Annotated in this window: 12 protein-coding genes; 4 read left to right on the top strand and 8 right to left on the bottom strand. The window is 39.9% G+C overall.

The features are described from left to right. Positions 1 to 156: 156 nt before the first annotated feature. Entirely contained in the window at positions 157 to 1,854 is a 1,698-nt protein-coding gene (locus B5F71_RS05150; RefSeq protein WP_087208219.1) for an AIPR family protein, read from the top strand. Positions 1,855 to 2,031: 177 nt separating this feature from the next. Here B5F71_RS05150 and B5F71_RS05145 read toward each other — a convergent pair whose 3' ends face one another. Genes B5F71_RS05145 through B5F71_RS05125 form a run of 5 tightly spaced genes read right to left on the bottom strand, consistent with a single transcriptional unit; the run spans position 2,032 to position 5,703 of the window. Continuing rightward, positions 2,032 to 2,922: a DUF932 domain-containing protein gene (locus B5F71_RS05145; RefSeq protein ID WP_087208217.1), complete on the bottom strand. Its 891-nt coding sequence runs from the start codon at positions 2,920 to 2,922 to the stop codon at positions 2,032 to 2,034. Positions 2,923 to 2,948: 26 nt separating this feature from the next. Continuing rightward, positions 2,949 to 3,668: an N-6 DNA methylase gene (locus B5F71_RS05140; protein WP_087208216.1), complete on the bottom strand. Its 720-nt coding sequence runs from the start codon at positions 3,666 to 3,668 to the stop codon at positions 2,949 to 2,951. A gap of 21 nt (positions 3,669 to 3,689) precedes the next feature. Beyond that, positions 3,690 to 4,502 carry a DUF4121 family protein gene (locus tag B5F71_RS05135; RefSeq protein WP_087208214.1) on the bottom strand — a complete coding sequence of 271 codons (813 nt, stop codon included), beginning with the start codon at positions 4,500 to 4,502 and terminating at the stop codon, positions 3,690 to 3,692. Further along, positions 4,499 to 4,768 (bottom strand): hypothetical protein, encoded by a 270-nt coding sequence (locus B5F71_RS05130; protein ID WP_087208212.1) that lies wholly within the window; start codon positions 4,766 to 4,768, stop codon positions 4,499 to 4,501. The genes B5F71_RS05135 and B5F71_RS05130 overlap by 4 nt, the downstream gene beginning before the upstream one ends. Continuing rightward, positions 4,765 to 5,703 (bottom strand): hypothetical protein, encoded by a 939-nt coding sequence (locus B5F71_RS05125; RefSeq protein ID WP_087208210.1) that lies wholly within the window; start codon positions 5,701 to 5,703, stop codon positions 4,765 to 4,767. Before B5F71_RS05125 ends, B5F71_RS05130 begins: the two co-directional genes overlap by 4 nt. 493 nt (positions 5,704 to 6,196) lie before the next feature. Between B5F71_RS05125 and B5F71_RS05115 the strand changes: the two genes are divergently transcribed. Continuing rightward, positions 6,197 to 6,553 carry a TIGR04076 family protein gene (locus B5F71_RS05115; protein WP_087208208.1) on the top strand — a complete coding sequence of 119 codons (357 nt, stop codon included), beginning with the start codon at positions 6,197 to 6,199 and terminating at the stop codon, positions 6,551 to 6,553. A gap of 177 nt (positions 6,554 to 6,730) precedes the next feature. Beyond that, complete coding sequence (locus tag B5F71_RS05110; protein ID WP_087208206.1) at positions 6,731 to 7,201, top strand: GNAT family N-acetyltransferase; 471 nt, start codon at positions 6,731 to 6,733, stop codon at positions 7,199 to 7,201. Positions 7,202 to 7,327: 126 nt separating this feature from the next. Here B5F71_RS05110 and B5F71_RS05105 read toward each other — a convergent pair whose 3' ends face one another. Further along, entirely contained in the window at positions 7,328 to 7,699 is a 372-nt protein-coding gene (locus B5F71_RS05105; RefSeq protein WP_087208226.1) for a helix-turn-helix domain-containing protein, read from the bottom strand. A 142-nt stretch (positions 7,700 to 7,841) separates the two neighbouring features. On the opposite strand from B5F71_RS05105, the gene B5F71_RS05100 reads away from it, so the two are divergent. Then, on the top strand, positions 7,842 to 8,252 hold the full coding sequence (locus B5F71_RS05100; RefSeq protein WP_087208204.1) for a cupin domain-containing protein: 411 nt from the start codon (positions 7,842 to 7,844) through the stop codon (positions 8,250 to 8,252). A 125-nt stretch (positions 8,253 to 8,377) separates the two neighbouring features. On the opposite strand, the gene B5F71_RS05095 is transcribed toward B5F71_RS05100, so the two are convergent. Together B5F71_RS05095 and B5F71_RS05090 are read right to left on the bottom strand one after the other, a co-directional pair. Continuing rightward, positions 8,378 to 9,139 (bottom strand): EFR1 family ferrodoxin, encoded by a 762-nt coding sequence (locus B5F71_RS05095; RefSeq protein ID WP_087208202.1) that lies wholly within the window; start codon positions 9,137 to 9,139, stop codon positions 8,378 to 8,380. 40 nt (positions 9,140 to 9,179) lie between these two features. Beyond that, complete coding sequence (locus tag B5F71_RS05090) at positions 9,180 to 10,022, bottom strand: nitroreductase family protein (RefSeq protein ID WP_087208224.1); 843 nt, start codon at positions 10,020 to 10,022, stop codon at positions 9,180 to 9,182. Position 10,023 lies beyond the last annotated feature (1 nt).

Here is a 10,023-nt window from a genome sequence, read left to right as displayed (position 1 = left end):
TGACTGACGAAGATATCTATCAGGCTATCATCAACAGGGAGGAAGATATGAAACATATTTGCGACATTTATAGATTAAAAGCTGCAAGTTGAACTTGCGAAACTTGAATCTTTTTATTTTTGTATCAGTTAATTAAATCTTTAATTTTAATTTGTTATGACTAATAATCAGATATTACTAAATGAAATTATAAATCAGGAATTCAAAGAATCAAATGGATTCAATAATGAGAGTACATTTTTTGAATATTTTTCAGCCTGTCAGGTATTGAAGGATTATGAACTAAGTTCAGAAGAAATCGAAAATGGTATAATCGGAGGAGGAAATGATGGCGGATGCGATGCTGCTTATCTTTTCTTAAATAATGAGATTATTACACCAGATCAACTTGGTACTCTAACTTGTACAAAAGGCTCATCTTTAGAATTTATTATAATACAATCCAAAAAGACAGACAAATTTAAAGAGGATGCTATAATGAAGTGGAAGACTGTATCACAAAATCTTATGGATATGTCAAAAGATATTGCTAATTATGAAAAGAGATATTGTGAAGGTGTACGTGATATGTTCATGTTGTTTAGAGACACTATAACAAAACTTATAACTAAGCAACCAAAGATATACATTAAGTTCTATTACGTCACTTTAGGTACAGAAGTCCATCCTAATGTCAAAGAACAAAGTAAAGAGTTAAAGCAGGTTATAAATAATTTATATCCTAATGCTATGGTTTCACTTAGTTTTGTAGATTCAGATATGCTCATGAATTTATATAGCAGTGAACCAGATATGAGCATATTGGTTGATTTAGCAGACCAAGCAATAACATTAGGTAACACAAATGAATATGTTACTTTAATTAATATTGCTGAATTCTATAAATTTATTACGGATTCTTCGAAACAACTTAGAAAGGGCATTTTTGAATCAAATGTTCGAGATTATCAAGGAAATAATAGTGTTAACTCATGTATTGCAGATACTCTGAGGAATAAAAATAAAGAGGATTTTTGGTGGTTTAATAACGGAATAACAATTCTATCAGATAAGATCACACTAATAACAAGTAAAAAATTATCTGTAGATAATCCGGAAATAGTTAATGGTCTCCAAACATCTAATGAAATATATAATTATTTTTCAGAGAATATTGAGAGATTGAAAGATGAAAAGAGAAATGTATTAGTAAGATTTATTGTTCCAACTTCTGAAGAAGTGCGTGATGATATCATCTTTGCAACAAATAATCAAACAAATATACCAAAGTCTTCTTTAAGAGTAACAGATCCTATACATTTGCAAATAGAAATGTATTGCAAATCAAGAGGTTTGTATTATGATAGAAGAAAGAATTACTATAAGAATCAAAAGAAAAATGTTTCAGATATAATAAGCGTTTCTTTTCTAGCTCAATGTCTTATAAGTATTTTACTGAGAAAACCTGATTTTGCACGTGCCCGTCCTTCAACATTATTAGCAGATGAAGAAACATATAATAAACTATATAATAACATAAAAGATTTATCTGTGTTTTATAAGGTTGGTAAAATTGGTAAAGTTATTCAGAATAATATTCGTAAAACTTCAGATTGGACTACTGCAGAAAAGAGTGATGTCCTTTTCTATTTAATATATGGAGTTATGGTACAAAAATTAAAGAAAACAAAAATATCTGATAAGGACATTATGGACCTTGAAATAGATGATATAACCGATAAAGATATAAATGATACTAAAGATATTATCTATAAAAGATATAAAGAATTAGGAGGTAATGGCCGCGTAGCTAAAAGTTCTACTTTTGTAAATGAAATTGATGTACTTTTGGGTTTTGCTGAAGGCAATATATAGAGTATATAAAAAATTATAAGAGATTGTTTTATATTGAATTCTGAAACTATTATGAGTTCATAGATATAAGTTCTTTTAATTATCGATTTACTTTTAGCTTTTTACATTCAATATAGTATTTACAAAGCCCGATTCCGCTGGTGACGGAATCGGGCCTGTCGTATTCGGTTTCAGGTTCTAATTCTGGTTATACGAAAGCAGGAAATCGGCCATTGCTCCATTTTGTGGAATCATGGCAGGAAAATCAGTCTTTCCCGGTTTATAGATTTCTGTCGCTACATTGTAGACATCCCACGCTGTAATGCGTGGCTGTTCAAGTGAGAGTTTGAGCAGTTCTTCCGTAAACACGGAAATCTGTCCCTGGTTGAGCGGATAGGTGTCCACCTGTGATGCCAGTCTTTTGTCTGCACTGTCATGGGATACACGCAGAGCCGTCAGCATACCGATGATCATGTACAATTCACCGGGTGTCAACACCTTTTCCTTGAGCCTTTGGATTTGGCTTCTGTCCGCATCCATGTCACGTTCAAAATTGCGCATCCAGTCATCCACCTTCCCGAACAGTTCCTCGGTAGTCACCTTGTCCTTGCCGTAGTTGGCAACGCTTCGTTCGGGTGAAAGGATACACTGATTGTGGCAGATACGTACGCAGGGACCTATTGCCGCCTGGATACCGTCCTGATGGTAGGCTACCACGAGTGTGGTTGTCAGTTCGTCGGTATCTCCGTTCAGAATACGGATGGTGGTGAATATTCTGCGCAGTACATGTGCTTCTACCGCCTTCTCTCCATAGGTCTGTTCCACCTGCGGCAGGATGACCACTCCGGGCTGTGTCCGGTTCTTGTTCTGGGCGGCGAAGATTTCCTCCACCTCATAGTTCAGGTTGTGACGGCGGCAGATGTCCGTCATGCGCTGGATGACCTGGTAGTGGTAGATACCCCTGACCGGATTGCTGTAGATGTCGTTCTCCTTGTAGGTACGCTGTAGTGTTTCAAGGTCCATTACTTCGATTCCGTTGTTCTGGAAATCAAACTGTCTCTGATTGTTCAATGTTGCTAAAGCTTCCATAATTATATTTTTTAAAAGGTTGGTAATTATTTGTCCAATAGGTTGATGATACGGACTGCCTCTTTGAAGCGTCCGATATTTTCCGGAAGAGGATTCCTGTATTCCTCTTCCTTCATGCGTCTTATAGAAGGTATTCCCGTCAAGGGCAGAGCCTGGTTGACTTTCCATCCGTCGGTGAATGCCTTCGGCTGGAGACTATCATGACAGATTACTTCCCCGACACATCCGTGGACAAGCATGTTGCATACGGTCATCATGCAGCAGGTCCGGCTGATGTCTTCCCCGACCAGATAGTTTCCCGGATTGTGCGCATGGTATGCCAGCAGGAGTCTTCCACTGCCGCATGTGGGATCTCCCATCCTCTGTCCGGTCTCTTTTTTACCTGCCGCGCACATGACCATGAGTTCACAGATATGTGACGGCGTGAAGAACTGTCCGATTGCCTGCTGTCCCGGTTTTGAGCAGTAAGCCATGTGGAGTTCACCGAAAGCGTCGAACCAGCCCGACCTGCCGATTTGTTTCTGCATGATACGTGTCCATTCGGCTGTCATTTCCATGAACGAGGCATTTTGCTGACGCTTGTATTTCCAGTTGCTTATTGGCGGTGCTCCCGGAGAGAAGCCGTGGATGATGAAACGCAGCAGGTCGTTGAATACGGTCTGTATTTCATAGCCACATGAGGAGGCAAAGCCTGTGATAAGCCTGTCGAGCGGCTTGACTTCGTTGGAGATTTCATATCGTGCCATATTCCTTAATTTTATAATTGGTTATATACAGTCGTTGATTCTGTATACTGTTACGGTATGGTTTTCATTGTCCGTGTGTATTCTGACGGGACCGTATCCCATGAATTTCATGCGGATTTGTCCGTGCTGTCCCATACCGTTCCACTGCTCACGTGATATTTCCTTAATATCCATGCGGTACCCCCAAAGTACAAGAGAGTCAGGCAGGATTCCCTTGTAGAGTCTGCCTTTCAGGATTGCGGCCAGCTCGTCCAGCTCGCTCCGGCTGTACAGCGTGAATGAATCGCTGCGGAAGGTGTATTCGCCTGTCCTTTCCCTGTCCCGGTGTTTCATGATATGATAGCGGGACCAGTTACGGGTGGTGTAACCGTCATACAACGGATTCGGTTCTCTGTATTCCCATTTCCTGACCGGAGCATCGAACCTTAGACTGCCCGTATTGCTGCGTTTCCCGAATCCCCATGTTCTGAATATGCGGATTTCAGAACCTGCGGGTTTCATGTTCCGGATATTGACCTGCGTCCAGGGACTTCCGGTGGTATCATAGGCGGCTTTTCCCATGTCATCGAAACAGAATACCGTTTCCGGTATCAGGCATATATCCGCATATTTTCCTGTTATCCGTTCTATATGAGCTTTTCCGAAATAGTCACCAGAACGTGAGACAAATTCCACGCAGTCTCCTTCTGTCGGGCACATCTGCCTGCTTCGGACATTCTCCATCAGTTCCAGCATACGGTTCACTTTCCGTACTTCCTTTTCTGTAATGGGATACCCGAAGTCACCGTTTGCCAGTTCAAGACTGTCAAGGTCATATCGTATCTTTGTATTCATCCTGTTCTCCTCCTGTTTTGTGTATAGCGTTCAACCTGTCGGGTGATCATATCACAGAATTTCTGGCCGTTTTCTTCTTCACCCCTGAAATAGGCGGCCATCATCAGCAAGTTCCTGTTGTAATAATGCACCCATTTGTCATGGAAATGTGCGCCGAGAACCTGTCCGAATGTTTCCTGAAACAGTTCCAGCGTCAGATCCTCGTCCTGTCTCCTGTTGTATTCCCATATTGCCAGAAGCAGCATGTCATTGTAATTCAGTCTCATATTGCGTTGGTATTTGAAATGGCCATTATGATGTTGCAGCAACCGATTTCCCGGACATTCTCCTTCAGCTTTCCGTTGTTTACCAGTCTGTCGTATGCCTCATGAACAAACCTGTATGCAGGCGAATCATATCCGATACCGTGAAGATGTGATGTCGTCGCCACATTTATCCGTGATGCCATCATGGAAAGTATGTCCTCTTTCCCTGCCCGGTGGTTACTGAAGGCATCCAGTATATTCCGGTGGATGCACGTTCCGTATCTGGCACGATAATATTCCATTTCTTCTTCATCGGTGAAGGAATACACCTCTTCCGCTATCGTATCCTTTACAAGACGGAATGTACGGCCTCCTTTTTTCAGTATGGCTGTAATCTGTGGAATATGCAGTGTTTCACAGTAGCCTCTTATTTCCATCGGATGCACGTACAGGCGTGTTTTTCCTTTTACAAGATACATGGCCTGTGATGTACAGCCGGTTCTGTCCGTGTCGAATCCCTCTCCATGAAATTTCTCTTTTATTTCCTTGTAGAATGCGTCCGTTTTCTCATGGGAAAGACCTTTTCCCCATTCATATCCGCTTTCCAGACTGAAAAGCAGATGGAAGAGGGTTGTCCGTCCGGTCTTGCTTTCCCAGTAGCCGTAAAGGTCAGTCGTGCCGGATTTCGGTCCGAACCTGTATCCGTCCGGAGTATAGCTTTCCATCACTTCCAGGAGTGAGTTCATGAAATTTTCCGATTCTTCGGAATTCCACCATTCTGACGTATCGTCATTCATGGCATAAGCCGGTATATGGTTCATAACCTGCAGGTATTCCGGAGTCTCTTTCAGAATGTCCAGCATCCTTGTGACGGCTTCCTTCCTTTGTCTGATGGAGAACAGTTCCGTTCCGGTATCCGCGTGAAGCCTGTTCTGTGTCTTCTGGTCTGTAATCATGACTTCTGATATTTATTGTTATACATTGTCTGCCTGTAAGGTACAGGCATTCTTATTTCTTGTTGTCCCTGTTGTCTGTTTGTCCGCATCCCTGCAAGGCTTGGCGGAAAAAAATACCGGAGCGAAGCGAGGATGATTTTTTTCCAGACAACCAGCCCGGCAGGGCCGCCTTGCGGGAGTTGCGCGGCAAACAGCTATTTTTGCAGCAAGAAATGAGGATGCGTGATATTTTTTGTGATAGCTTGGAAATGATTACATTTGCAAACGGAATTTTTTATGTTGCTATATAGTAAAAACAACATAAGCCTATCATTCAAACCATTTAAAGAATTTGTAAAAGCCATAAGTAAGTTGGATGAGAGGTAAACGGAACACAGTTATTCAACTGGGATGGTTTTACACATCTAAAAATATTCCGATTTTCATTTGATTTTATGGCAGAATCAAATGAATACTGACTTAAATACTACGTACAAACTAAAATAATATCAGTATGAGAAAAGTAAAAATAACCGTATTAAGGAAAACTATAATAGAGGATCTGGCCAAAGAATACGGAGTAGATGGATTGAGCAAATGTCCGATGTTGAAAGAAGGACAGGTTTTTTACGCTGACTATGCAAAGCCTGATGGTTTTTGCGATGAAGCATGGAAAGCAATCTATCAGTATGTATTTGCTTTGGCTCATGGTGCTTCAAAGGAAACTTTCTACTTCGGAGACTGGATAAAGAAACCAGGTGTAGCTATATGCAGTTGTAATGATGGTTTACGACCTGTAATCTTTAAATTGGAGGCTACAGATGAAGAATCCTCCTTAGATTATACACCAGTCAAAGAAAACGATAAGTAGTTTGCAGTGATAAGATAGAATAGAAAGTCAAGGCAATGGGCATCAAAATGGATACACCTCTCTATTGATTCGTGGGCAATATAATCTGCCGGGTGATGATATTATCCGAGTACACCTGTAACTTTTCCGATTACGTGACGAATAAAAGATTGAAAAAATAAAAGTAAATACAGATTTATGAATATCATAACTTTGGATCAAAAAGATGTAAATCAATTTTGGGATCTGAGAATCTGCTTATTGCGGGAATTAGGAGAAATTTCTACTAAAACAAATCTTCAAAATTTAGAGAAATCGACAAAAGAATATTTCCTTTCCAATATAAATAAAAGCCTTATATGCTACGGAGTAGTCAACAATAACGATATAATATCCATTGCATCCTTATGTTTGTTTAGCCGCATTCCATACCAGGAAAATTTAAATGGGAAAGAGGGATATATCTTGAATGTGTTTACCAGCCCTGAATTTAGAAAAAAAGGGCTGGCTAAATTGTTATTGCAAGAAATTATCAGATATGCCAACGGGCATAATATAAAAAAACTATGGCTAAATAGTAGTAAATATGGCAAACATCTGTATTCTTCTCTAGGCTTTATCAGTAAAAGCAATGAAATGGAATTAATATTGAAAACAGAGATACTATAAATAAACATATTCAGAGGTATTACCAGATAGATATTGATACCATTATCATATACTAATATAAAGAACAGTCAGGCACATATCTGTACATCTTCTTTAACTGATACTGGAATCTGTGTTTATCAATACTTATTTTTTCTTACGCCTTGATATATATGCATAATTATCTAATGCCCAGGATATGAGGCTGTTCAGTATGGGAATCAGACTTTGGCCCACATCTGTCAATGAATATTCGACTCTTGGTGGTATTTCAGCATATAGCTTTCTTTTAACCAGTCCGTCAGCTTCAAGATTCTTTAATGTCTCGGTCAGTACTTTAGGCGATATATCCGGAATTGCCTTACTTATAGTATTGAAGCGTGTAGCCTCATTTTCAGAAAGTACACATAATATGAGCATGGCCCATTTACTGGAGAACCGTGACAGGACATTACGTATAGGGCAATCCTCTATATGAGTATATTTTTTGAGATTTTCTTGTAGTTGTAAACTGTTCATTTCCAATAATAATTACCTTAAAGTAAGTGGGTTACATTTTTGTAACTTCTTGTTTATCAATACAAAAAACATTAGCTTTGTACTATCAAAATGATAGTAAGTTTATAATGCAAAGTTAATCAACTTTATAAAAACAGAAAATATGAGCAACATTAAAATTATGAACAAGGGCGAAAAGTATGCTCACGCAACAATAGGTTGCATCAAGGGATTTGAAGGAAAGCAGTTTGTAAAAGAAGCTACAGAGGCTACTTCATGCGAGATCTCATTGGGTACATTACAGACTGGGATGTTAGTACCTTTCTTTCATAACCATAAGGCCAATGAGGAAAACTACATTATCCTGTCAGGGACAGGGAAATTTCAGGTAAATGATGACGTTTTCGAGATTGGAGAAGGATCAGTCATACGTGTATCACCAGGATGTGACCGTAACTTAAAATGCACTTCAGCTGAACCGATGACTTATATCTGTATTCAGGCAAAAGATGGAAGCCTGGAAGGCTATACGATGACGGATGCTGAGATAACAGAACGTGAGAATCTTTTGTAAAATGGCGATTACCGCATAAATTGGAATCCCTGACAATGATAAAATTAATAGTATATCATTGTTAGGGATTTTTATTTGCCTCAGATGTATGTCAATAACTTTCAGAGGTGTACTTAAGCTATATTTCAGATATACAGCTCACATTCTTTTCTTATACTACAAGCCTTCTTCAGCATCATGTTTACGATTGCAAGAAGCAAGCCGTTTATCTTTCTGGCCTGATGCGGACATACTGAAACGCATCGCATACATGAGATACAAGCCTTCCTGTTCACTTTTGCAGGATTGTTCTTGTCAATAGCACCGACAGGACATCTGGAGGCACAAAGACCGCACTGGGTACATGCCTTTGTTGGCTTAGGCACTATTCCGGCATTACCAGCTTTCCTGTAAGGTCTGTTGCCAGGTATTTCAGGGGTTGAAAAGTCCTTTTTCTTCAGTTTCTCATTTATCTTCGCAGCAAACTCCTTCAATAGCCTGTTATCATCCTTGTCCGGTCTGTCCTTAGCGTATTTGTGTGCTATTGAATGTTCTGCAATGGCTGCTACTGCTGCTACGACTAAAAATCCATTCTTTTGTACAATATCCTGAAGTTCGACCAAAGTATCCTCGTATGCACGGTTACCATAAACGCAGACTATGATTGCTTTTGCTCCATTACCCTGAATTCTTGAAATACGCTCTGCTGCTGTAGCAGGTACTCTACCACTATAAGATGGAACGGCTATTATGGCTATATCCTCATTTTTCAATGAGAATTCATGTAAATCTTCATTATTGTCTGACAGGTCAACGCCTGTTATGTCACGGCCCAACTCATTAGACAGAGAATCAGCTACTTTCTTTGTTCCACCAGTCGGACTGAAAGTTATTTCATATATCTTCATTTCTTATATCTCCTTTATTTTAATCTATATTCTTTTTTTACTAAGCATGCCAAGAGGTAATATAATAAGTATTCTGGGGCAGTTCGATATTTTCAGGTTCCGTCTGCTTAAAACATCCTTTCAGACCAAGCTCAAGAACTGTCTGATGGAAATGTGACAAAGCAATGCCGGCATCAACCCTTTTGATGATTTCCTCACCTCTTGAAATCCCTGACTTGTATGTTACAAAGAAATGATAACTGTTGCTCGCCTTCAACACGCGCCAGGGTTGTGTGTTCTTATCAGACGGAGCCAGTCTGAGCATTTCCAAAGGTTCGGCGTAATCTCCTGATTCGTCTTTGTGAAGGGGAGTCTGAAAATTGTCCAGATAGAATAATGTATTCCATTCCTTTCGGCTGGAAGAGCGCATGGCAGTCCTCATCAGCGATTCAGTCAGACTGCGCTTTGCAGCCGGATATCCGACAGGTGAAATGGCCGGAAACAGTTCGTCTTTAGGGACTCCCATTGCAGAAGCAAAGCCTTCCCTGTTGAATGTTGCCGCCAGCCAGACTGTACCCAATCCCAATGCCGTAGCCTCCAGAATAAGATTCTCAAATTCGTATCCGGCAGCTACATGGGCCAGATCTTTATCCGGAACAGAAATACCCATAAAAGTACTTGCTCCTTTTATCACTCCGTATGTACCAAGTTTTTCACCTTCTGAAGCCAGTTTCTTATCGATGATATATTTCTTCACCTGCATTCCAAAAGGGTTTTCAAGATTATCCATATAGCTTTGAAGCATTTCTCTTACATCAGGTTCAAGCTCCTTGTCCTGGTAAGTACGTACACTACAACGTTTCTTGATTGTTTCAACTATTGGTATAGGTAATTTTTTGCACATT

Origin of the sequence: Bacteroides sp. An269, assembly GCF_002159755.1 — a bacterium.
GTDB lineage: Bacteria > Bacteroidota > Bacteroidia > Bacteroidales > Bacteroidaceae > Phocaeicola > Phocaeicola intestinalis.
Note: the sequence above shows the minus strand (reverse complement) of the source record. Positions and strands in the feature narration are given on the sequence as shown.

Excerpts from the sequence above, each read along its gene's own strand:
- B5F71_RS05150 (WP_087208219.1), top strand. The coding sequence starts at position 157 with ATGACTAATAATCAGATATTACTAAATGAAATTATAAATCAGGAATTC.
- B5F71_RS05145 (WP_087208217.1), bottom strand. The coding sequence starts at position 2,922 with ATGGAAGCTTTAGCAACATTGAACAATCAGAGACAGTTTGATTTCCAG.
- B5F71_RS05140 (WP_087208216.1), bottom strand. The coding sequence starts at position 3,668 with ATGGCACGATATGAAATCTCCAACGAAGTCAAGCCGCTCGACAGGCTT.
- B5F71_RS05135 (WP_087208214.1), bottom strand. The coding sequence starts at position 4,502 with ATGAATACAAAGATACGATATGACCTTGACAGTCTTGAACTGGCAAAC.
- B5F71_RS05130 (WP_087208212.1), bottom strand. The coding sequence starts at position 4,768 with ATGAGACTGAATTACAATGACATGCTGCTTCTGGCAATATGGGAATAC.
- B5F71_RS05125 (WP_087208210.1), bottom strand. The coding sequence starts at position 5,703 with ATGATTACAGACCAGAAGACACAGAACAGGCTTCACGCGGATACCGGA.
- B5F71_RS05115 (WP_087208208.1), top strand. The coding sequence starts at position 6,197 with ATGAGAAAAGTAAAAATAACCGTATTAAGGAAAACTATAATAGAGGAT.
- B5F71_RS05110 (WP_087208206.1), top strand. The coding sequence starts at position 6,731 with ATGAATATCATAACTTTGGATCAAAAAGATGTAAATCAATTTTGGGAT.
- B5F71_RS05105 (WP_087208226.1), bottom strand. The coding sequence starts at position 7,699 with ATGAACAGTTTACAACTACAAGAAAATCTCAAAAAATATACTCATATA.
- B5F71_RS05100 (WP_087208204.1), top strand. The coding sequence starts at position 7,842 with ATGAGCAACATTAAAATTATGAACAAGGGCGAAAAGTATGCTCACGCA.
- B5F71_RS05095 (WP_087208202.1), bottom strand. The coding sequence starts at position 9,139 with ATGAAGATATATGAAATAACTTTCAGTCCGACTGGTGGAACAAAGAAA.
- B5F71_RS05090 (WP_087208224.1), bottom strand. The coding sequence starts at position 10,022 with ATGTGCAAAAAATTACCTATACCAATAGTTGAAACAATCAAGAAACGT.